The 22827-nt window shown below is 55.0% G+C and carries 18 protein-coding genes; 9 read left to right on the forward strand and 9 right to left on the reverse strand.

Translation table 11 applies throughout. From position 1 onward, the window contains the following. The first annotated feature begins 5 nt into the window (after positions 1–5). The 7 genes from HQL52_12165 (at position 6) to HQL52_12195 (ending at position 10257) form a co-directional block, all read left to right on the forward strand. Positions 6–1334: a hypothetical protein gene (locus HQL52_12165; protein MBF0370201.1), complete on the forward strand. Its 1329-nt coding sequence runs from the start codon at positions 6–8 to the stop codon at positions 1332–1334. Continuing rightward, entirely contained in the window at positions 1331–3331 is a 2001-nt protein-coding gene (locus HQL52_12170; GenBank protein MBF0370202.1) for a hypothetical protein, read from the forward strand. The genes HQL52_12165 and HQL52_12170 overlap by 4 nt, the downstream gene beginning before the upstream one ends. 619 nt (positions 3332–3950) lie before the next feature. Then, complete coding sequence (locus tag HQL52_12175) at positions 3951–4937, forward strand: trypsin-like peptidase domain-containing protein (protein MBF0370203.1); 987 nt, start codon at positions 3951–3953, stop codon at positions 4935–4937. Positions 4938–5072: 135 nt separating this feature from the next. Next, positions 5073–6533, forward strand: a complete 1461-nt coding sequence (locus HQL52_12180; GenBank protein MBF0370204.1) for a protein kinase — start codon at positions 5073–5075, stop codon at positions 6531–6533. 273 nt (positions 6534–6806) lie between these two features. Continuing rightward, a complete protein-coding gene (locus tag HQL52_12185) occupies positions 6807–8747 on the forward strand; it encodes a tetratricopeptide repeat protein (GenBank protein ID MBF0370205.1) in 1941 nt (646 codons plus the stop codon). A 27-nt stretch (positions 8748–8774) separates the two neighbouring features. Beyond that, positions 8775–9638: a hypothetical protein gene (locus tag HQL52_12190; protein ID MBF0370206.1), complete on the forward strand. Its 864-nt coding sequence runs from the start codon at positions 8775–8777 to the stop codon at positions 9636–9638. Between the two features lie 31 nt (positions 9639–9669). Next, positions 9670–10257 (forward strand): gamma carbonic anhydrase family protein, encoded by a 588-nt coding sequence (locus HQL52_12195; protein ID MBF0370207.1) that lies wholly within the window; start codon positions 9670–9672, stop codon positions 10255–10257. 415 nt (positions 10258–10672) lie between these two features. On the opposite strand, the gene HQL52_12200 is transcribed toward HQL52_12195, so the two are convergent. Together HQL52_12200 and HQL52_12205 are read right to left on the reverse strand one after the other, a co-directional pair. Beyond that, on the reverse strand, positions 10673–10900 hold the full coding sequence (locus HQL52_12200) for a DUF2892 domain-containing protein (GenBank protein MBF0370208.1): 228 nt from the start codon (positions 10898–10900) through the stop codon (positions 10673–10675). Between the two features lie 62 nt (positions 10901–10962). Then, positions 10963–11559 (reverse strand): VOC family protein, encoded by a 597-nt coding sequence (locus HQL52_12205; protein MBF0370209.1) that lies wholly within the window; start codon positions 11557–11559, stop codon positions 10963–10965. Positions 11560–12139: 580 nt separating this feature from the next. Here HQL52_12205 and HQL52_12210 point away from each other — a divergent pair. After that, positions 12140–13462 (forward strand): diguanylate cyclase, encoded by a 1323-nt coding sequence (locus tag HQL52_12210; protein ID MBF0370210.1) that lies wholly within the window; start codon positions 12140–12142, stop codon positions 13460–13462. A gap of 162 nt (positions 13463–13624) precedes the next feature. On the opposite strand, the gene asnB is transcribed toward HQL52_12210, so the two are convergent. The 7 genes from asnB to HQL52_12245 all read right to left on the reverse strand — a co-directional run bounded on the left by asnB (position 13625) and on the right by HQL52_12245 (position 21876). Beyond that, positions 13625–15475 carry an asparagine synthase (glutamine-hydrolyzing) gene (gene asnB / locus HQL52_12215; protein ID MBF0370211.1) on the reverse strand — a complete coding sequence of 617 codons (1851 nt, stop codon included), beginning with the start codon at positions 15473–15475 and terminating at the stop codon, positions 13625–13627. A gap of 131 nt (positions 15476–15606) precedes the next feature. Next, entirely contained in the window at positions 15607–16629 is a 1023-nt protein-coding gene (locus tag HQL52_12220) for a GGDEF domain-containing protein (protein MBF0370212.1), read from the reverse strand. A gap of 728 nt (positions 16630–17357) precedes the next feature. Beyond that, positions 17358–18158, reverse strand: coding sequence for a flagellin (locus tag HQL52_12225; protein ID MBF0370213.1), 801 nt, complete (start codon positions 18156–18158; stop codon positions 17358–17360). Between the two features lie 639 nt (positions 18159–18797). After that, positions 18798–19244, reverse strand: a complete 447-nt coding sequence (locus tag HQL52_12230) for a hemerythrin family protein (GenBank protein ID MBF0370214.1) — start codon at positions 19242–19244, stop codon at positions 18798–18800. Positions 19245–19250: 6 nt separating this feature from the next. Then, a complete protein-coding gene (gene thiO / locus HQL52_12235; GenBank protein ID MBF0370215.1) occupies positions 19251–20408 on the reverse strand; it encodes a glycine oxidase ThiO in 1158 nt (385 codons plus the stop codon). Positions 20409–20448: 40 nt separating this feature from the next. Further along, on the reverse strand, positions 20449–21543 hold the full coding sequence (locus HQL52_12240; protein ID MBF0370216.1) for a GNAT family N-acetyltransferase: 1095 nt from the start codon (positions 21541–21543) through the stop codon (positions 20449–20451). 120 nt (positions 21544–21663) lie between these two features. Further along, positions 21664–21876 (reverse strand): cold-shock protein, encoded by a 213-nt coding sequence (locus HQL52_12245; GenBank protein MBF0370217.1) that lies wholly within the window; start codon positions 21874–21876, stop codon positions 21664–21666. A 175-nt stretch (positions 21877–22051) separates the two neighbouring features. Here HQL52_12245 and HQL52_12250 point away from each other — a divergent pair. Further along, the coding region (locus tag HQL52_12250; GenBank protein ID MBF0370218.1) for an ATPase at positions 22052–22827 on the forward strand (776 nt) is incomplete at its 3' end.

Consider the following 22827-nt stretch of genomic DNA (forward strand, 5'->3'; position numbering starts at 1 on the left):
AATCGATGATGATCTTCTCTTTTTCATACCGCTCCCGATTGAAGGCCCAGGCCAAGAGGCTGGCCCATGGCTTGATGGGTGCTGTTTTGGGGATGGCTTTGCTGGTTGGCCTGACTCTCTCCACCCCCTCCCTGGCTGGTCAACACGCACCATCGGGATTGGCTGGAGATCCTGGAGAGGTGACTGCCACTGGGAGTGTCGCCACCGCAACGGTGACCACCGCCAAACCCCTGGCCCGGGTGGTGCTGGCAGTGGGGGATGTGCGCCTGCTTTCGGCTTCGGGAAAATCTTCTGGAAAGGTAACCCTACAGGCCGACCTCCACCCCGGTGATCTCCTCGCAACCGGAGCCGATGGTCGCTTTCGTCTGGAGCTTCCCGGAGAGGATCTCTTTCATGTAGGGGGCAGCAGTCTTGTCGCGGTGGAATCCTCTGCTGAAGGGTTGACCGTCAATCTGCAACAAGGGGTGATGGTGGCCTATCGTTTTCCTGCCCTTGAGGGTCGCCGCAACCCCGGCCCCATCCGCACTCCCCAGGGCCGGGCGCTTTTCACTTCCGGCAAGCTGGCTGTGATGGTGGATGCCCCCAAACGCACCACCGAAGTCCATCTGTTCGACGGGCAAGCCACCTGGTGGACCCACGATGATCGGGAAAAACGGCTCTATCCCAAAAGCGCCCTGATCGTCACCCCCGACAGCATTCACAAAGCCACCTTTTCTGCCAAACAGGAGCACCGCCTTTCCCTCAAAACCAGCCCCGAAACAGCTGGCATGACCGCCGCTCTGACGGCCTATGATGGGGGACACATCGACCAGGCCAAAACGCTTTTTACCGTGGTTCAGAGGGCGTTTCCCTATAACGCTCTGGCCGCCTATTATCTGGGACTGATCCACCTGGAACACCGGGAGATCGCCAGTGCCATCACCCAGTGGCGCATCTATCAGGAGATCGACCCGGTCGGCGCCAAAAAGAAAGAGATCGACAAGCATCTCACCCTCCTGATCAGCCAACAGATAAAAAAGGAGATCCAGGAAGCCCTGGCCAACGAGGAACACCTCTCCCAGGCGCCAGCCGATCCCAACACGGTCGCCGTCCCCCTTTTCATTCACAAGGGAGATGAAAAATTCAACATCCTCGCCAAAGGCATCACCGCCATGATCATTGCCGATCTGGCCAAGGTGCCCGGAGTGAAGGTGCTGGAACGGGCCAAGCTGCAAAAGCTGAGGGATGAAATCAAACTCTCCCAGAGCGGCTTGGTGGATCACGCCAGCTCCGCCAGGGTCGGTCGCCTGCTGCGGGCAGAAAAAATCGTCATGGGGGATTATTTGGTCCAATGAGCCTCTACCCTCCCCCTTATCGTTCAGCCCGTTTTTTTGTCATGGGAAGCCTCAAACGGATACTGGTCTGGGTGGTGCTGTTTAGCGCTACCCTGGCCCAGGCTGAAGACATTTTTCAGGTCAATGCCGTCACCCTGGATGAGCAAACCCGACAACACCTGGGAAGCGCCAGTACCACTGCTGACACAAGCACCTTTTTTCAGGCCCAAAAAGAGCTGGTCCACCACATTCTGAACCAGATCGGCATCCCTTCCGAATCCCTCCCCCCGGAAATCCGGGATGCCGTCAACCAGCACCACACCACCAGCATCCATGCCCTGATCGCTTTTTCCCAAGGCTTGGATCATCTGGACAACAATCGATACAGCGAAGCCAAGAGCGCCTTTATCACCGCCACCAGACACGATCCCGAATTCCAACTGGCCACCACCTTTCACGCCTCCATGCCCGAGCAAGCGATGGAAGTGCACGAAATCCACCAAGCCGCTGGCAGCAAAGGGCAGGCCCATGCCAAGAAGATTTTAAGCCGGGTCAAGGCGATCAATCAGGGGAGCGCTGCCAAGGCTCAAAAAGAATCCACCACAGACGGGGAAGCCGACAAGAGCACCCGGGTTGATGAGGGGGATTCTGATACCGCTACGAAAGCCGAAACCACGCCCGAGCAGGAGCCGGGAATGGCGTTGGCACAACATTTGGGCAGCGCCACCCAGGAAGAGACCGAGAGCGATCCATTCGACATTTTGACCGTTAAAAACGGCCTGGAGTGGCTCCTCAATACCGTCCAAACGGTCACCGAAGAAGCTTCAAGCAACGCTACCGGCGAAGAGATGGCGGAGATCACCCAGGATATCGTCAGCGAAGAGATTCTTCATGCCTCCGGGACAGGCACCTATGACTCGGCCCCGGCCTGCACCGAGGGGGCGGTCTGTGGTTTTTACACCACCTTTCTGGCGCAATATCCCCTGATCAGCGATAGCGATGGGGATGGGATGGTGGATGTGAGTGAGATGGGCGATAACCTCCCAGCGAGCTTTGTAGACACCGACAGCGACGGCTTGGTCGATCTATCGGAAATCCAAACGGCACTTCCAGCGTTCATCGATCTGGATGAAGACGAGGTGGTGGATTTTTCCGAACTCACCACCGCCCTCTGGAGCCTGGTGAGCACCCCCTATATCACCACTGACGGCATCAATCCCGATGGCACCCAACAGTTGACCATCGCCCAGGATGGGGGGATCGGTCAGTTGGTGGCAGAGGGGAGCGACGGCGTTGTGACCCGCATCACCGGCTTGGTGGAAGGCAGCTCGGATAACAGCTGGAGCAGCCGTGATGACACCGATACCCTCCCCCTCTCCCGCATAAATACCGGGGAATATGAAGACGAAACGGGTAAAGTGGCCCTACAGCTGGGTTATTACAGTGGCGCCTTCAGCGACAGCCAAACCAACACCATGGTCACCGATGATCAGGGTTTCTCGTTTTTTTACGACTGGCTCTTTTTTGCCGAAGGGGAACCCACCAGCAGCGAAAACATCGCCACCCTGGCCCAAAACAGCACCGACTACCACTATGCAGGTCGTGCCGGGGCTGATTTTCACACCCCCAGCGATCTTCAGTATTGCACCTCCTGCGGCACCTTTGAAGCCACCCTCAACTTTGCCCAAAGTAAAGTGAGCGACCTGGAAGTGGCCATCGATCTGGCCAGTGTCGGGGAATATGCCAACCCAGCGGCGCTCAACATCCAGGCCGCCTCTGCCAGCCTCATGAGCGACGGCACCTTCAGCATCACCCCGGGGAGTGACGCAAGCTTCCAGATCGGTGCATCCGGCAGCCTGGCAACAGCCACCAATGGCGCTCTGGCGGGCCGCACTTTTGGGCTCAATGCTGCCGCTGTCGGAGGAGTATTTGCCCTGGAGGAAGGGGATTATGCCGCTGCTGGCAGCTTTGGCGGCAGCCGATTTGGTGGGGTCGGCACAGAGGTGGAAAAACGCTGATCCATTGAAAATCAGGATGGCAGATGGATTTTTCACAAAAAAGAGCAACAGAGTTCAACTCACGGGCTGAATTGACGCGACGACAGCGAGCCCGCAGCTTTACCTGTCGTAACCAGAGAAACCCTCGCCGCGGCCAAATCCATTTTATGGAGGCGGCCGCCGGTAATTAACTTAGCGGCGATTTTTTTTATAGATGGCAGCAGCCATCCACAACTCCCTCTCAAGAGTCATCTTTATCGGAGGGATAACACCAGTTGCGGATATGGGAAGGTCGAAACAAAACGAAACCATATTCCGAGCCCCAGAGGGAATGGCCCCTTTGATCCCAGCGGCCAAGCCCCTTTGAATGGCCGGAAATGGGTCGTGTGGTTCACTCAAAACAGCTCCCATTTTACTTTTTGTTCGAACCAAGAAAGCCTCACCGTTACTTTATAAAGAGAGCTTTTCCGGAATAATCTGCATAATTTGGGATGAAGCCAAAAAAATTCCTGGTCCCCAGGTGCCAGATGGCCCAGACTCCAAAAGGCTGGGTGATGGGACAATGGATTGCGGTGGGCCGGAATTTTTCTCTGGCCACCCGAAAAAACAAACCGCCACGAGGAAATCCCCAGGGGTAGCCATGGGTTTTATTTCTGCCTTTTTGATCACTTTTTCGATTTTGCTTTGGGGCGATTCAGCCCAAAGCAGCGAAAATATCTACCAAAAAATCGATCCCAACATCGTCTGCATCAAAAGCGTCATGCCGGACCAATCGATACTGCTTGGCTCCGGCTTTTTTGTCTCTCCCGACCTGATCGCCACCGTAGCCCACCAGGTGGTAACCGCTGAACGGGTGGAGATTTTTCTGGCCGATGGCCTCTCAAGCCCCGCCCAAACCGTCATGGCCAAGGAAAACTGGGATGTGGCCATTCTCCGGGTTCCCATCACCACCCTGGAAGGGATCTCCCTGGCTCCTCCCCACTCCGGCCCCTCCCTGGGGGAGGAGGTTTTTACCATCGGTTGTCCCATGGGGCTGGAACATACTCTGACCCGGGGTGTGGTGAGCAATCCCCGACGCACAATCGATGGACATCCGCTGATTCAGACCGATCTGGCCGTCAACAACGGCAACAGCGGCGGCCCCCTGATCAACAATGCAGGCCAGGTGGTGGGTATCATCATGGGCTCGTGGAAAAATATAGGCAGCCTCAACTTTGCCGTCCCATCCGGCTATATTCGGGCAGGGCTTGAAGCGGTTTCGGAAACCATGGCCACCAAACACGCCATGGAGCAGTTCCAAACCGCCCAATCCCAGGAAGACCCCAACATCCGCAGCCAAATGCTGGATCAGCTCATCGACCGTCATTCCGACTCCCCCAAGCTTCTCGCTGAAGCCGGTCTGGCCTTTCATCAGCTGGGAAATTCCCAAAAAGGCAAAGATCTCCTCATCAAAGCCATTTCCATTGACCCACAATTCGCGGTAGCCTTCCGCAATCTGGGTGTGGTCTATGCGGAGGGGCTGGACAATCCCCACTCCGCACGTCAAGCTTTCATGACCTATCTCAAATTTGCTCCCGGGAAGGAAGAGACCCGGAAAGTTAAAAAGTGGCTCGATAATCTGCCCTAGAGAGCGTCAACACGACCTCCAAGGCTGGATTGACTGCCGTCGTCAAAACCCCACACATGTGATTTGACACCGCTCATGGAACCTTTGACCAAGCTAGGCAAATACGAAATCAAACGGACCCTTGGAAAAGGGGCCATGGGGATCGTCTATGAGGGGTACGACCCCTTCATCGAGCGGACGGTCGCCATTAAAACCATTCACAAAGCGCTTCTGGAAGGGGACGGAGGCCAGGAACTTTTGGCCCGTTTCAAACGGGAAGCCCAGGCGGCTGGACGCCTGATGCACCAAAATGTGGTGGCCATCTACGAATATGGCGAAGATCAGGGCATTCCCTTCATCGCCATGGAGTTCATCAAGGGCAAGGAACTCAAGGATTATATCCGGGACCAGGCCCGCTTCGAGATGGATAAGATCGTTGAAATCATGGACCAAACCCTGGACGCCATGGAATATGTCCATCGGGGTGGCGTGGTTCATCGGGATATGAAGCCGGCCAATATCATTATTCTGGATGATGGTCAGGTTAAGGTCGCCGACTTTGGTATCGCTCGGGTGGAAAGCTCCACCATGACCCAGATGGGCGCGGTGATGGGCACCCCCAGCTACATGTCCCCGGAACAGTTCATGGGACAGCGGGTGGATGCCCGGGCGGATCTATTCTCCATGGGGGTGATTCTCTACGAACTGCTCACCGGCGAGAAGCCCTTCCCGGGCAAGGCGGTGGCCACCATCATGCAGAAGGTGTTGAATACCGAGGCTGAGGATCCCAGCAACTTTAATTTCAACATTCCCACCTGCTTTAACGATCTGATCCGAAAAGCCCTGGCCAAGCGCCCCGGTGATCGTTTCCAGGATGCCGGATCCTTTCGGGAGGCGATCAAGCTCGCGGCAAAAAATCAATACAAATCAGACCTTGACGATGGCGATGATGACGCAACGATCCTGGCGGGTGGGGTGGATGAGGATGACGAAGCCACCGTCATGGCGGCGGGTGGAGGATTGAGCAGCACGGATGCCACCGTCGCTGCCACCAATCCAGCTTCTGCCCAAACCGTGGCCATGGCACCCAATGCCATGGAAGCGGAAACCATCATCACCGCTGCTCCCGGGGGAGATGCCACCGTTGCCACGCCCCCTCCTGGCACTATCTCCGGGGGAGAGCCGAAAAAATCTTCCATGGGTTTGGTGATCGGCATCATCGGCCTGCTGGTGGTGGCAGGAGGGGGTGGGGCCTGGTGGTTTACCAGACCAGCTCCTGCTCCGACAAAAGCCCAACCCACAGCGACCCCACCAGCAGCGATCCAACCCCAAACCGCTCCACCAGCCACCGCTACCACACCGACGGCCCCTGAGCCACCAGTCGCTGTGGTGGCCAAAGGAACCATCAGCGCCGCCAGCGAACCGACCGAGGCGATGATATTGATGGATGGGGAGTTTATGGGCTTTACACCCAACACCTTTGAAATGCCTCCGGGGGAATATCAGCTGATTCTCAAAAAAAACGGCTTCCACGACATGGAAGCGAGCATTGAGGTGGTTGCCGATGAAGTGCTGGAGTTTGAAGTCGCTCTGGATCCTGTGGAGCCGGGTGGCTGACACAGCTATCAGGCGTTGAATTCAGGTTGATCAGGCTCATGAAGGGGGGATGGTAAAAGGCTTGTCAACACAGCTGCCGCCAATAAGCTGGCGGGCTTCCAAAAAGCCCGCCAGCCCCTTTCAAGCCCATAACACTCCCACGGGCACCGGCCTCGATTCATCCCCCGGATATTCAGATTATTCAGACAAACACCAAAAAAAGATGATATCCTGACTCACTGTAAACAATACCCAAAACTTTTTTTTCACGGCCATGGGGGAGGACCCTGAACCATGAATCGCACAAAACATCTCTTGACCGCTCTCGTTAGCCTGGGGCTGCTCTTTTCCGGGGCTCATGGCGCCGAAGCACGACTGAAAAAGGGGGATCCCCTTCCCCAATTCGTCATCCGGACCACCCAAGGGGATGTGGTCAGCGAAAAAAACTTCCAGCAGTCCAATCTGGGAGTGATCTATTTTTTCAAGATGAACAAATGCAAAAGCTGCTTGACCGGCCTGGAAAGCCTCAAAGGGATCGGTGATGCCGCAGACAAAGGCATTCAGATCGTCGCCGTAGGTAAGGAAGATGACGCTTCCCTGAATAAATTTGCCCAGGGCCTGGGACTCACCTTCCAGGTGGGCTCAGCGGAAAAGCAGGTCTTCAAATCCTTCTCCGCCTCCCTTCTTCCCACCACACTGCTGGTGGGGCCGGATGGCCAGGTGCTCAAGGTGATCCACGGTGGGGGTAAGCACGCCGCCAAGCTGATGACTGAACTGGCCTCCACCCAGTTGGACCGCCAGGATCCCGCTGGTGCCCAGGCCCTGTTTGCCAAAGCAGCCAAACTGGAGGCCAACCCGGCGGTGGAGATAGGGCTCGCCTACAGTGATCTGAAGTCAGGCAACCTGGAGCGCGCCCAAGCCACTTTCAAAAAGCTCTCCGCTTCCCCTGATACCCAGGTGGCCATGCAGGCCAAAGAAGGATTGGCAGAGGTGCTGTTTCAAAAAGGAGAGACCAAAGCGGCCCTCTCCACCGCCGAATCGGTGCTGGCTGAGGACCCTAACCGCTCCATGGCCAACTTGGTAAAGGGTAAATCCCTCCACTCCCAGGGTAAATCCGCTGATGCCAAAAAGGCCCTGACCAAGGCGGTCTCCGGAGGGGCTCAAGCAGAGTTTTCCTGGCAAAAATCGGACGCCCATCTGGCTTTGGGCAACCTGGAGATGAAAAATGCCAAATCCCAGATTGCCTTGAAATCCTTTAAACAGGCCGCTGCGGAAAACCCCTTTTCAGCGGATGCCCTCTCCAACCAGGGTGTCGCCCTGAAAAATATGGGTAACCCGGAAGAGGCCTTGAAGGTCTTCAAAAAACTGAAAAAGGTCCACACTTCCGACGTGCTGGTCCACGCCCTCATGCGTCAGGCCCAGTCTGCCATCGCTCAAAAGCAGGATCTGGAGCGGCAAAAATATATCGACGGCATGGTAACCGACCTGGTGGCCCGCTTTAAGGAGATCAAAAAACTCCCGCCACCGAAAGATACCTGGACCTCCCCTGCGGGAGCCCTCTCGATCCTCGGTTTTCAAAACAATGCCCAGGGCAATCTCAGTGGCCGCATCGGCATGGAAGGCATCCTCAAGGATGAACTCACCCGGGAGCTGGGGGATCTCAACGTCAGCGTGGTGGATCGTGAAATTCTCGACAAGGTGCTGGCTGAGCTGAAACTGGGCTCCTCTGATCTGGCCAACCCCAAAACCCGCACCAAGCTCGGCAAGATTACCGCAGCCCATGTGATGGCCACCGGCAGCTTTTATAATCAAGCCAAAGGTTCCACCGCCACCATGCGCTTGGTGGAGACGGAAACGACGGATATCTTTCTGGCTCTGAGCAAAAACTTCGAAAAAAGCCTCGATCCCAGCCAACTGGCTGCTGAATGGGCCGAAAAGATCGCTGCCAAGGTGCGGGAACAGCATCCCCTCCAGGGTCGCATCGTCTCCATCAAGCCCAAGCAGATCATCATCAACCTGGGCAAACGCCATGCTGTTACCAAGGGCTTGGTTTTCAATGTGTTGAGTGAGGGTGAAGCGATTGATCTGGGAGATGGCGAAGTGGTCTACGACTATGATCAACTGGGCCAGATCGAAGTCACCAAGGTGCGTGACAAGATCGCCTATGCCCAGGTCGTGACCAAATCCGGCGAATGGGCCAAGCAGCAAAAAATCATCATCGCCTCTGCACAATAATTCACATCCAACCAGGAAATCCCGGTCATGTCCTTATTCAAACGCGGTTTTTTTCTCCTGGCAGCACTGCTCTTTCTTCTTTCAGCCAAGCCGGGATTGGCGGAGGAAGGAGAGCCCCCACCACTGGATCCCCGTATACGCACTGTGGCGGTGTGGGACTTTGAAAATGCCACGGTAGCGGGTCTTGCAGACATCACCGCCCTGGACTATCTGGTGCGGGCGATGCCGGAAATGATCGTCGCCAAACTTGTCAGCATCAAAGATCTCAAACTGGTGGAACGTGTCCACCTACGGGAGGCTTTGGAGGAATTAAAGTTGGGATCGAGCGAGCTTGCCAGCCAAAAATCCCGACTGCAACTGGGTCGCCTCTCCGGAGCGCGATTCATGATTTTCGGTGACTTTATGGCCATCGGCCCCACCATTCAGGTGAGTGTGCGGGTGGTGGAGGTGGAGACCTCTCTCATCACCTTCGTCGATAGCGTCAACGGTACGATGGATGGCATCGGCGGCCTGATCAACGGCCTGTCGGACAAGGTCGCCCGTAGCTTTGCCCACACCCCTTCCGCCACCCGCTTTGGCTGGAAGGAAGATATGAGTGTCTGGAAGCGCCACGAAGAGGGCATCCGCCTGATCGACGACCGCAAGTACAAGCAGGCCGAAGCGCTATTCAAAAAGCTTCTGGCCAAGCACCCCACCTTCCAACCGGCCCAGCGGCAGATGAAAATGGCCCAGTTGGGTGAAAGCTACCGCAATGGTGTGGATGCCCTTAAAGCCAAAGAGTATAACAAAGCCATCAGCGCCTTCAAAAAAGTCCTCAAAGCCGACGCCGCCTTTCAACCGGCCCGGGATAAACTCAAGGCTGCTCTGAAGGCCAAACGGCAGGCTCGATAGTTCAACTCTGAAGGTTGGATGGCTAGCGGCAATGAAAAAAAACAAGAAAAAAAACGTTCCAACCATCTCCCCTTTCCAAGGGAGTGAGCCTCAGATCGATCCCACCGCCTACATCCATCCCAGCGCGGTCATCATCGGCCACGTCACCATTGGCGCCTATGTCTCCATCTGGCCGGGAGTGATTATTCGTGGCGATGTCAATCACATCCGGATCGGTGCCCGAACCAACATTCAAGATGGCGTGGTGCTCCATGTGTGCCGCCCCACCGGGGACCAACCCAAGGGCTACCCGCTCATCATTGGTGAGGGGATCACCATTGGTCATCGGGTGGTGCTCCATGGCTGTCAGGTGGGAGATGGTTGTCTGATTGGTGCCAGCGCGACCGTTTTGGATGGGGCGGTGTTGGGGGAAGAGGCGATGATTGGTGCTGGAAGCTTGGTGACACCGAGAACCAAGGTGGGCACCCAAGAGCTATGGCTGGGCTCTCCCGCCAAGATGCGTCGCCACCTGGAAGAAAAAGAGCTGGTCGGGATGCGGGCGACGACTGACAATTATATCCAGCTGGCCAATCAGTATCGGGATACCGAACCGAAAAAATGGAAAGGGTTTGGGATTTAACCAGAAACCCCCATTTTCAATCAAAGTAAACGCTCAAAAAAAAGCGCGCGCGCATCCATTCCTACCCCAAGCCCCTTCCTCTGATTTTATAGCAATTCCAATCAAGAATTGGACATATGCCGTTGCTCTTTTGCCGTCATTCCCGCGAATGCGGGAATCCAGGGTGCCTGGTACGAACCTTTCCAAATCTTGTATCACTTTCAGCAAAACTCCGGCCTTTCTTGAAGATTTGGTTTTTCCTTGAGGGCAATCATCAGCTCCCTGGATCCCCGCCTTCGCGGGGATGACGAGTCAGGGAAGAGTGCCTAATTTTGAGATAGAATTGCTATAACCCTGTTTTTCCTCTCCCCCCGGATGTGGGGTCAGCCCCGATGCTCCTGCCATTTTTTTCCAAAAAAAACGGACAGAAAAAAACTCACCCCCCCTTCACCTCACCCGTAGAGCAGGTATTCACCCCGAACAGGAAGCAGGTACCAACGCCAAAGGGCAGGTAGAGGGGACAAAACCGCACAAAACCGGTCACCAGGGGGATCACCCCCAACCACCCCCAAGGGGTCTGGGGCCCCATCAAGACACCGGATATCAAAACCACCCCCACCACAATGCGCATGGAACGATCAATCGCGCCCACATTTTGTTTCATCCCTCAGTACTCCTTGCTTTCCTTTGATGGCAAGTGTGACACCATCCAAAGGCCTGATCGTGTCAGGAGTTCCCCCCATTCGACAGATCCTGGCAAAACTCCATGCCATCTCCATCGACGATGATTTTATCCTCCTCTTCCATTGGCTCCGGCTCAGGCCACTTGTCCCACTGAGGCTCCGGCCCCTCCAAAGCCACAGGCAGAGGCGGGTTATCCCCAACGATGGGCTTGCTGCGCACCTTGTTTCCAGGTGAATTACAGGAAAATTCGATGGGAATGTGGTTGGGATCGTAGGAATAGATGGAAAGAAAACAGCCGTGATTGACCACATTGGAAACCGGAAAATCCGCCGCAGCCAAGCGGTTGCCCAGCGCCATGATCGCCTCCACATCCTCCATGCCGATGGAGATGTGATCGAACACGTGGGGGCCCTTTACCGGCTCGCCATGGCGACGATAGGGCACCCCTTCCGCATCAAACCACTCAAAAAAAGAGATAAGCGTGGTCTCCGATACTTCAAAAAAATATTGCCGATTACCCGCATCTCCCATGGTATAGACCAAGCGCATCCCTAAAAGATCGCGCCAAAAACGAACTGTTTTTTCCAAATCGTTGGTAGCAAAGGCGACGTGGTGAACCCCCGTAAACTTGCCTTTCATGATGTTTGAGCCTCCCCGACACCCCTCTCAAAGTCGAGTAGAGAGGGATTTTGTTACGTCATTTTGTTGTTTTTTTCTCACTTTAACAGCTTGCTTTTTACACTTTACCCACTGGCTTCGACAAGCAATCCCAAAAGATGGTTCCAAACCTGACCCACTTGGCCTCCCTCCCCCTCCAGCCAAAGGGTGAGACAGCCTTCACACCCGATCATCCCGGAAAAGCTTCCCACTGGCGTGTTTTTGCTTCAAGGCGGGATGACCCCCACATAACAATATGTTATACATTATCGAAGGGATATCCAGCCTGTAGGGATGTGATGATAAATGGTAGAGGGTGGCCTCCAAGACAACGCTGCATATCGCCTCAACTGCCGCCACTCAAAAACACATGGTACCCATGTATTTTATGCAACCCGCCCAATCCGGATCCATTAATCCCCCTCGGACGGCCTTCGGCAGAGCCCTCATGAACACTCTTGTATAGTCACGCTTGCTGTCATCAGACAAGCGATGAGAAAATCAATCATCATCCAAGCTAGCAGTTGAGAATAAACACGCTTCCAAGGATCAGGTAACGACCATGACGACCCCTTCTGAAATCAAATCCAGCGCCCGAATCCTGGTGGTCGACGACTCCCGCTCCGCCAGAAACCTCATCAAATCCGTCCTCCTGGCCGAAGGGTATACCGTCCTGGAGGCGGACGACGGCAAGGAAGCCGTGAAAGTTTTTAAAAATGAAAATCCGGACATGGTGTTGATGGATGCCAACATGCCGGTGGTGGATGGTTTCAAATCCTGCTCTGAGATCAAACGCCTCCCCAAAGGGGTCTACACCCGGGTGATCATGATCACCAGCCAGGACGATGACGCCACGGTAAACAAGGCCTTTTCCTCTGGAGCGGAAGAGTTTATTACCAAACCCATCAACTGGGGGGTGCTGAAAAAAAGAATGCATCTGGCCCTGGAAAATCAAGCGGCCCAGGAAGAGATCCGGGAGGGCAAAATTCGTCTGGATGCCATCGTCAATACCGCTGTGGATTCCATTATCGTCATCAACGACAAAGGCATCATCGAATCCTTCAACCGGGCTGCAGAAAAAACCTTTGGCTACTCTACCCAGGAAGCCATCGGCCAAAATGTCTCCTTGCTCATGCCCTCCCCCTACCGAGAAAAACACGACAGCTATCTGGCCCAATATTTTGAAACGGGTGTGGAAAAGGTGATCGGCCATAAACGGGAGGCGGTTGCCCAAAGAAAGAGCGGCGAAACCTTTCCCATTGAACTCTCCATCAGCCGGGTGCGCCTGAAGGATCGGGTGATTTTTACCGGCATTGTTCGTGACATCACCGAACGCAAACTGGCCGAGGAGAAAATTTTCTTCCAGGCCAATTATGACGCCCTCACCAACCTGCCCAATCGGGCCATGTTCATGCGCTCTCTTGGGGAATCCCTGGTAAAAGCCAAACAGGATAAAAAATCCCTGGGGCTCATTTTTATCGATCTGGACCGCTTCAAATGGATCAACGACAACCTGGGCCATGCCGCAGGCGATCATCTGCTGCAAGTCTCTGCTGAACGTTTAAAATCCTGTGTCAACGAGGGGGATCTGGTAGCGCGCCTGGGAGGAGACGAGTTTACCGCCATTCTGGAAGGAGTGGATGAGGCAGAGGTGGCGGATATCGCCCGGGAAATACTGAATAAACTCAACGACAGCTTTGAGTTGGAAGGGAAAGAAACCTACATTTCCGGCTCCCTGGGCATGGCCCTCTTTCCATGGGATGCCAAGACGGTAGAGGAGTTGTTGAAATTTGCTGACGAAGCGATGTACCGCTCCAAAAAGGCAGGCCGCAACGCCTATCATTTTTACAGCGGGGACTCCTTTATCCAGCCGAAAAAATATTGAGCGATCTTCTCTGATAGACCGCTCCCCATCTCCCCGGAGCGCCTTCATAAGACGCCAACTTTTCCATTCTGATATCCGGCCTCCCCGATCCCGGGAGAGGCCGGAATTGTCAGGTACCAACTTCAATTCCTCCCGGTACGCTTGACCACCCCCAACAACTCTTTACCAACCACGATAGCCCTCCCCCAGCCATTTATCCCCCCAGAGAGTCAGCATCAAGAGGGTCCAGATGCGGCTATGGCGTTCCGGCACACCCGGAGCAAGCAACCTTTCCCACCCCTTCTGCCAATACCCCTCCCGCACCCACACCCCACGGCGCACCACCGCCAACGCCTCTTCCCAATCGAACCGGTCGAGAGCCCGGGCGCTGAACCCCTGTTTGGGATGGTTTTGCAACCGGGGCGGCGTGCGATCCCGCAGATAGCGGCGCAACAGCGGCTTGCTGGGACCATGGCCATTTTTTTCCTCAGGCAATGCATAGGCCCATTCGATCAGACGATGATCCAATAACGGCACCCGCACCTCCAGGGAGTGGGCCATGGACGCCCGATCCACCTTGGTGAGCACATGATCGGCACAAAAAGTCATGAGATCCATCCGCTGCAAAGCCCGCTTCAAGGGCAATCGGGGTTCGAAGTGTCGCTTCAAGGGGGCCAGCATCCGTTCATCATCAAAAACCAACCCCATGGGAGCCAGGAGAGATTGCACCTCTTCAGGTAAAAATCGGGGGAATAACCGCCAGGCATGACGATGGAGGGGAGAAGATTGACTAAAATGACGAGCCGCTTGGCGTGTCAGAGCTGGAGCCCCCTGCCACCCCACCAGAGGCCGCAACCCCCGACGCAGGTATTGGGAGGCTTGACGCACTCCCCCGTCCAGATTTTGATACCAGTTATAGCCACCAAACAGCTCATCCCCCCCATCCCCGGCCAGCACCACCTTGAAACGTCCGGCTGCGGCCTCACTGATCCGAAACATGGCGATCTGGGAGCTGTGGCCATCGGGTTCATCCACCCCCTGGGCCACCTGATGGAGCAGGCCCGTCACATGGCGGCTGGTGAGATCTACAACATGGTGAGGAAAATCCAGATAGTGAGCTGTCGCTGCCGCCACCCCCGCTTCGTTGCGCCGGGACTCCGGAAAACCGATGGTGAAGGCCTCCATGGGATGATTCTGTTCCCGTAACCCCACCGCCACCGATGAAGAGTCCAAACCACCGGACAAAAAGAGCGCCACCGGCACATCCGAAAGCAGATGCTCCCCCAACACCCCATGAAACCGTTCAGCCCACTCCTCTCCCCGGCTTGACCCCCCATCCAGATCCCTGGGCGGTTGCCAATAGGTCCGTTCCCGCCCCCCCTGCCCGATCTGCCATGTATAGATCGATCCTGGAGAGAGCTTGCGCACCCCTTGCCAGATCGAAGAAGGCGCGGGTACATAACTCAAGGTCAAAAGATGAGCGATGGCCAGGGGATCCGGGCTGGGAGGGGATTTCAGCAAAGGGAGCAGGGCAGAGAGTTCCGAGGCGAGGATGACCCCTCTGGATGTTTCTGCAACGTAAAGGGGCTTGATTCCCACCCGATCCCGGGCTGCAATGAGCTTTTTTTGATCACGATCCCACAGGACAAAGGCAAACATCCCCTCCAGATAATCCACCACCCCCTCTCCCCAGGCCTGATAGCCATGGAGAATCACTTCGTTGTCGCTGCGGGAACGGAAGGTGTGACCGAGGGAAATGAGCTTTTTGCGCAGAGTGGGGGCGTTGTAGATCTCGCCGTTACAGGTCAGGCGGAGCCGATCAGACTCATCGGCCATGGGTTGGTTGCCAGCTGGTGTCAGATCGACGATGGCCAGACGGCGGTGGCCCAGCCAGATGCGTTCAGACGGGTCGGACCAGATCCCCCGACTATCCGGCCCCCGATGGCTGAGGCGGTCAAGGGCCTGGGATTTACTGATGGGACCATCCTCCCCTGGCCCTGCCCCCTCCCCTGCGACCGCCAAAATGCCACACATGGTGTCCTCAAACAGGGATGTTGGCAGCCCCCCCCTCCTCTCTCCTGATCAATGTGATCAAGGAATTAAAAATATGGGGAGAGGGAGGGATACCAGGGGGTAAATGAAGGCTGGGGGCGTATTGAATCAGATCAGAACGAAACCCGGGAGCGGCCCGAAGCCTTGGCCCGGTAAAGCGCTTGATCCACCTGTTCTACCCAGGAACATTTGGTAAAACCGGCCTGCCAGGCGGAAACGCCAATGGAAACCCCCAAGGGCTTGGCGCCAGGGGCCTGAATTTTCAGGCTGGCCACGCCATCACAGAGGCGATTCATCAACATTTCAGCGCTCTTGATATCGGTATTGGGCAAAATAAGGGCAAACTCATCTCCGCCGATGCGCGCCAACAGGTCGGAATCCCGAATCATGCTGGAGAGGGTTTTGGAGACCAGCACCAGGGCTTGATCCCCTTCGGCATGCCCCATCAGGTCATTGACCGATTTAAAATGGTCGAGATCCAGACCAGCCAACACCAAGGGATGCCCATAGCGCTCGGCGTTGGTCATCTCCTGCCCCAACCGCTCTTCGAACACCCGGCGGTTGACCAAACCCGTCAAAGCGTCCCGGCGAGCCAGATCATAGAGATCTTCATAAGCCAGCGCCCGCTCCAAGGGGCCCCGCAATTCCATGAAGACATCCTCTTCCCACTTGTAGAAAGGATCGGAGGAGAGGAAAGGCTTTTGGTGAAGAAGCAAAATCCGGTCAACATCCGAGGCGAGCAGGGGGAAATGGTAAAAAAGCCCTACTTCCTCCATAAACCCCTCCGCCGGTGGGGCTGGGCTTGCTTCCAAAAGCTTCTGGGCGCAATCCACCAACCTTTGACGATGGGGGCCGTGATCGGAACAGGTCATATGCATCCGATTGCGGGGTTGATGACGGTATGCCAGAAGATCGTGCTCGAAAAATGCCACCAACCAGGATGAAAAAGTATCGATCATACTGGCCAAATCGAGCTGCTCCCCAAGCTTGCGGTGCAGTTCATAAATCCTGGCCAGCTCTTCATTTTTTCGCCGATAATGGTCCAGTTCCAACACCAGATTCGACGGCGTGCTGGAAATCAGGATCGGCGTGCGATCAATGGTTGAACGGCTTTCCAGATTGACGATAATCCCCATAACGATTCCCCTTTATTAAAAGGGTTCCTCTGACGCGCCTGGTTTCAAATGCGCGCTCTTTACCATGGCTACGTGTTTACTTTTATACGGATTTCCAGCCTGCCTTTTATAAACAGACCTTTTGGTTCTCTGGAAACCCATTGCCAAGAGAGGATGCCATTTTCGTGCCAACCCGAAAGGCCATCCCTCCTGAGCCAACCGTTATTGGACTGATATACATTGTTGATATTTATATGTTTTTACTGATTTAGACTGAATTGTAACCAGGTGTAAGAGAACCCCCATTAACCAATGCCTGGCAACTTCTGCCTGAAGGGGAACGCTTTTTGCCGATGTCACCATTCAATGAGGAGATGGCCGAAGGATGATCGAAAAGCGAATGATACGAATTCTTGTTCAAACGACGAGCTTAAGGCCATTGTTTGATCTTCATTCAAAACCGAAAAATCTGCCACAGAGAACACTGAGGCCACAGAGGAAAAGCATGAAAAACAGCTGAACATTCCGACCACTACCGGGCACGCGTTTTGGCTCGATTTTGGTTTTCTCTGTGTTCTCCGTGTCCTCTGTGGCTAAACGTTTTTTTGTTCGACTCACCTGTTGAACCGGAATTGGTATGAGACGGTGGTGGAGCAAACCATACAGGATGACCCTGTCACGCAAAACGGCCATGGAGTGAGCCAACCCCATGGCCGTTCTGAAAAAAAGATGAAACGATCTGGGAAGACTTAGAGCAGATCCATCACCCGTTCGGAAGCTTGGTTGGCCTGGACCAGCAGGGCAATATTGGCTTGGGAGCGAATATCCTGGCTGGTTTTATCCAACATCGCCTGGGCCATATCGGCATCTTCCACCCGGGATTTGGCGGCGGTCAGGGCTTCAACGGTGCTGCCCAGGTTATTCAGGGTTGATTCCAATCCCGACTGCACCGCGCCCAATTCGGATCGCGCCTGGGAGACGGTCTCCATGTCGGTTTCCAGAGAGGAGATGGCATTTTGTGCCCCAGCCTGGGTGGAAATATCTACCGAAGTGAAGGCATTGCTGAAATCCTGGAAGTTGATGGAGGTCACATCCCCTTCCCCGGTGCCTGTCTGGAGATTGACAGGGGTATTGGAAGCCAGTACGTCGATGCCATTAAAGTTGGTATCGGCGATGATGGAATCGATCTGTTCCTGGATCTGATTGGCTTCGGTCTGGAGCGCTTGGCGGTCGCTGTCATTCAGGGTGGCGTTGGCCGACTGAATGGCCAACTCCTGAAGGCGTACCTGACCATCCTGGATTTGGGCAAGCCCGGCATCGGCCACCTGGACCATGGAGACGCCGTCGTTGGCATTTTGGATGGCTTGATTGTAGCCCCGCACCTGGGTGGAAAAACGGTCGGCGATGGCGAGCAGAGCCGCATTGTCCTGGGCTTGATCTACCTTGAGACCGGTGGAGAGCTTTTGGAAGGTCTCATTCAGGGATTTTTGCACCTGGCTGGTGGAATGAATGAGCCCCTGGCTTGCAGAATTTTGAATGGTAATGGCCATGACCTAACCTCTGTTGGGTTTTTGGTTATTTGAGTGAATGCCACATAGAGCAGAACACGCATTGCCCCTTTAGCATAACACACTACCAAAGGCCACTGGGGAAGTCTACAAAAATATTTCCCTCTCTCTCCTTATCGTCCAGCCCCACCAAGACCTTTAGAAAAAAATCACCTTTTTTGAAAAAAAATGCACCACAAACACAATCAAAGACACAATATCGACGTTTATCGCTGTTTTTGTTGAACTTTTAAAACATCATCCTCCAGGAAAATTATTTCGAAACACCCCAAAATCCACCGATATGAACAACCATCTCCGAATTTTAAGGATTAAGATGACCCGGTTTGGAGGCTTGATCAAAATTTGGCACCAGCCAGGACAAACAATGAGCAAAAGGCCGTGACGACTCACCCCTTCAGAAGAAACGGTGGCAGGCAGAAAAAACCTCCCCCTTGATCCAAGACTTCAGATGACCACCCCCCAGGCAAGCGGATGGATTGCTCAGGAAATGGAGAAAACAAAGAGACCGCGAAAACCATTGCAGATCAAACACAAAAGCCTCCGACCCTTGATTGGATCGGAGGCTTTTGATTGATCAACAAAAGAGTGCTCAGGTAGTGAACATGCGCCACCAACCCATCAACGAACCCCCTTCTCAATGAAAAAATCGCGGTATTGAAAGTCATGGCGGTTGATGTGATCGAAAAGCCACGTCCACATCACTTTGCTGTATTTGACCAGGGATTTATGGTTGCGATCATCGATGTCTGCAGCAAAAGAAGCCAGCTGCTTTTTAAACTTTCCATGCTCCTTTTTTTGCCCTTCCAGACCGGGATAACCATGCTCGGTCAACATCTTTTCCTCATGGTCGAAATGTTCTACCACAAACCGCTTCATACGTCCCACCAGCGCTTGCAAATGCCGCCAGTCAGCCACCTCTGGCGCCCCCCCATCCAGCTTTTCCACCACCTGGGCATACTCCACCACATAGCTCGCCAAGCGCAGATGTTGTTTGTTGAATTCGGCGACACCCACATCCTTCAGCAAGCAGGTATCATCGGGGGAACCCCCAGTACGGCTGGTCATGTTCGGTTATCCTTTCCTTTTGCGTTGATTCCATTTCCGGGAAGCAGGTCGGCTTCTTCCGCTGTTGGACACTGTAACGGGGGAAAAGTTTGAAATATTCGGGCCAGCCGCTTTCCCCAAAGCCAAATTGCATATGACCTGGGCCGTGATCGGCGTCAGCAAAATCCCATTGCGGAAATGACCGGTGGCAAAATAGAGTCCCTGATAAGGCCCCTCACCCAAAATCGGCTCCCCATCTCCCGTAGCAGGCCGCAGCCCGGCCCAGGTATCCACAAGCCGCGCATTTTTAAGGCCTGGCACCAGATCCAGCGCCATCTGACTCACCCGGGCAAGCCCTTCGGTGGTGACCGCCTTGTCATATCCCCGATCCTCCAGGGTGGAGCCCATCAACACCCGACCATCCGCCCGGGGTACGATATAGCCGTTAAAGCCATACACCACATGACGAAAAAGCGGGGGGCGGGTTTCCACCTGGATAATCTGCCCGGACATGGGCTTGACCACAGTCCGCAAGGGGGGAAGCCCGGTCAATCCTGAAGACCAGGCGCCACCAGCCACCACCACCCGTTCCGCAGCCATGGGGCCCTCGTCGGTCTCCACCCCCACCACCCGATCCCCCTGGGACAGAATACCCCGCACCCGCACACCGGTTTTAAAAATACCACCCAGTTTCGCCACGCCTGCTGCCAAGGCTCGGGAAAGGGCCACCGGATCCACCTGATGATCGTCCGGATAAAAGTTGGCTCCGAGAATGTCCGGACTCAAGGCGGGCTCCAGTTTGCGGGCAGATTCTCGATCAAGCACCTCCACTTCCAGCCCCCGCTCGGTCATCCATTCCGCACGCCCCGCCGTCATGCGCCCCTCAGCCGGATCCAGAGCCACCTCCAACACCCCGGAATCCTCATACCCCACAGAGATACCGGTCAACTCTTCAAGCTCCCGGGCATACTCCCGAAAAAGCCCTCTGCTGGCCAAACAAAGTTCCTGAAAGGCCCCTCCCCCGGAAACCTCCGATTGCGCCCCCAAAATGCCCGCAGCTGCTGCTGAAGACTCCGCCCCAGGCAAAGCCCGCTCCAATAGAGTCACCTGAAATCCCGCCTCCAGCAAGCGAAGGCCGCAGGCACACCCCATCACCCCGGCACCAATAATCACAATGTGTTCCAACAGTCCATCTCCTCAAATGCGAAAAAGCGATCCCTTTAAATCAATCCCAAGACAGGTCAACCCCAAGACAGGTCAATCCCAACTTGCGCTCCTGATCATAACCCTGCCATTTTTGTTCCGGAACTGAGCCTGGATCCAGGACACGAAAGCCACAGCTCTGAAAAAAATCGACCACCTGAGGGGATCGGGTGCAGGCAAAAAGAGTCTTCAATCCCCTGCGCCGACCATCCCGTTTGATCCGAAAAACCAACTGCCGACCCACCCCCTCCCCCTGAAAACGCCCCAGGGTGATCAACGAAACCAATTCACCTACGTTGACGTCTGCATAAGGCGCGGTCAACAGACCACACACACCCGCCAAATGGTCGTCACCAAAAAAAGCGCCATACCCCCCAGTCAGCACGTCCAGCATTTCACTCTGGTTACGGGGAAGCAAATATCCCGCCACCTCACCCCGTTGCATAATCGCCGCCATCTCGCTGAAATCGTCAAACCCCAACCGCCGCACCCGGCAATAATGGTGTTTTGAAAAAAACGTTCCACACCCTTCAAATGTAAAAAGCTCCCGGGAAACATCCTCCAACCGACAGAGACTGATCCCCCCCGCCCCGTGGGTCAGTAAATTTTGAATAAAAGCCAGAAGCAGCCCCCGACGGTTTTGGGGGGCCTCCTCGACCAGGGGGGAGAGTTGGCGGGCATTCACATAACTGATCACCTGCCGCCCCGGCGCCTCTTTGAGCCCCCCTTCGGGATCCATGACCAACAGACGGGAGAGACGCAAGGGGGCAATACGACGAGAAACAGCTGACAAAAATTCACTGTAATCAGCCTCCCGAAGCCCCATTCCCAAAAAAGGACGGCGGCTTTCCCACAACGCCCCAAACAGAGCAGGCCCCTCGCACTCCTGGTGCAACCAGCTGTCGGAAGCCATCAAACCGGAGAGCCCTGATTTCAGGCGTTGAGCCGCTTGCCCCACATCCTGAAAAAGAATCAGCCCATGCACCCCCGCAGATGCAAGCTCTTGAAGTCCAAGGGTAAATTTTTGCAAGGAGCGGTTTTCAAGATGGTCGGAGGCAGGCAAGATGAAAGTCAGGGTGGTTCCCTGAAACGCCTTCAAAAAAAAGTTTTTTTCCAAAAGGCCGGGATCCATAATCCTAATTGGCGACAGTCGCCCTCAATTGAATAAAAAAAAACGCCCGGGACCGGAGTCCCGAGCGTTATTTACAGAAGATTTTTCGAATGGAATTCGAAATCTTCAGGCAACCTGTACGTTGGCTGCTTGCAAGCCTTTTTGGCCGCGGACAACCTCGAAGGTGACCTTTTGTCCCTCATCAAGGGATTTAAAGCCGGTAGCCTGGATGGCGGAGAAGTGCACGAACACATCTTCGCTGCCATCATCGGGCGCGATGAACCCGAATCCCTTGGAGTTGTTGAACCACTTCACTGTACCTTGCACTGGCTGAGACATCATCTTACTCCTAATTTGAAACCTGAAGACTTCGCTTCCGTAGTTGGATAGTAGGTGAGGCCCCCCCCGATTCTGGCAAAAGCCTCTTCTCCATCCCTAAAGAGCCGCACATTAAACCGAAAAACTGAAAAAATGCAAGGAAATTTTTCCTGACAACACAAAAAATGGGATGAATATGGACAGACTAAGCAGGTTACTCTCCGAGATGGAAGGCCGTGGCTACAAAGCGTACAAAGGGCTGGAAGGACGCTTCACTTTTTCGGATCACCTTCTCGTCGTCGATCATGTCCAAGGCGACCCCTTTGCCGACCCCTCTCGAATGCGTCTTCTGGTCTCTGGAGATCAGGCCTGTTTCCCTGAAAACATGCGCTCCCCGGCCATCCGCCGCATCGCCCTGGAAGATTATTTGGCTCGGAGGGTCGCCACCGCCATTGCCACCCACGTCAAAGGACGGCGGGGAAGCGGGAAAAGCGGCCAGGTCTCCATTTCGGTAAACGGGCAGCAGGTGCTGGTACGTAATGCCATTCGGGTTCACCCCGATGGCAGCGTGGAAGCCCGCATCCGGGTGGGACTCCCCGCAGCGGGTAGAAGAGTGCTGGCCCGCCAGGCCGAAGCGATGCTCTTTGAGGAACTGCCCAAAGTGGCCCGGGAAAGCCTCTATTTCGACCGCACACCGGCAGATGCCTTAACCCAACATATCCACACCATCGAAGACCAAGACCACCTCCGAACTCTTCTGGAGGAAAAAAATCTCATCGCCTTCATCGCTGACGACTCTCTCCTGCCCCGATCCAGCGGTATCGACGACCGCCCCATGCTCCAAGGAGCTACCCCCTTTTCAACCCCCGAAACCCTCGCCCAGGAGTTCACCCTCCCCCATGCCGGAGTCATTCGGGGCATGGGCATCCCCAAAGGAGTCACCCGTCATCCCCTGGTGGCGTTGGATCGCCG

The sequence above is a fragment of the Magnetococcales bacterium genome (genome assembly GCA_015232395.1).
Taxonomy (GTDB): domain Bacteria; phylum Pseudomonadota; class Magnetococcia; order Magnetococcales; family JADFZT01; genus JADFZT01.

Coding starts and splice junctions, on each gene's coding strand:
- HQL52_12195 (MBF0370207.1), top strand. CDS start 9,670: ATGAAAAAAAACAAGAAAAAAAACGTTCCAACCATCTCCCCTTTCCAA.
- HQL52_12170 (MBF0370202.1), top strand. CDS start 1,331: ATGAGCCTCTACCCTCCCCCTTATCGTTCAGCCCGTTTTTTTGTCATG.
- HQL52_12185 (MBF0370205.1), top strand. CDS start 6,807: ATGAATCGCACAAAACATCTCTTGACCGCTCTCGTTAGCCTGGGGCTG.
- HQL52_12165 (MBF0370201.1), top strand. CDS start 6: ATGATGATCTTCTCTTTTTCATACCGCTCCCGATTGAAGGCCCAGGCC.
- HQL52_12200 (MBF0370208.1), bottom strand. CDS start 10,900: ATGAAACAAAATGTGGGCGCGATTGATCGTTCCATGCGCATTGTGGTG.
- HQL52_12230 (MBF0370214.1), bottom strand. CDS start 19,244: ATGACCAGCCGTACTGGGGGTTCCCCCGATGATACCTGCTTGCTGAAG.
- HQL52_12190 (MBF0370206.1), top strand. CDS start 8,775: ATGTCCTTATTCAAACGCGGTTTTTTTCTCCTGGCAGCACTGCTCTTT.
- HQL52_12220 (MBF0370212.1), bottom strand. CDS start 16,629: ATGGGGATTATCGTCAATCTGGAAAGCCGTTCAACCATTGATCGCACG.
- HQL52_12205 (MBF0370209.1), bottom strand. CDS start 11,559: ATGAAAGGCAAGTTTACGGGGGTTCACCACGTCGCCTTTGCTACCAAC.
- HQL52_12180 (MBF0370204.1), top strand. CDS start 5,073: ATGGGGATCGTCTATGAGGGGTACGACCCCTTCATCGAGCGGACGGTC.
- HQL52_12210 (MBF0370210.1), top strand. CDS start 12,140: ATGACGACCCCTTCTGAAATCAAATCCAGCGCCCGAATCCTGGTGGTC.
- HQL52_12175 (MBF0370203.1), top strand. CDS start 3,951: ATGGGTTTTATTTCTGCCTTTTTGATCACTTTTTCGATTTTGCTTTGG.
- HQL52_12245 (MBF0370217.1), bottom strand. CDS start 21,876: ATGTCTCAGCCAGTGCAAGGTACAGTGAAGTGGTTCAACAACTCCAAG.
- HQL52_12225 (MBF0370213.1), bottom strand. CDS start 18,158: ATGGCCATTACCATTCAAAATTCTGCAAGCCAGGGGCTCATTCATTCC.
- asnB (MBF0370211.1), bottom strand. CDS start 15,475: ATGTGTGGCATTTTGGCGGTCGCAGGGGAGGGGGCAGGGCCAGGGGAG.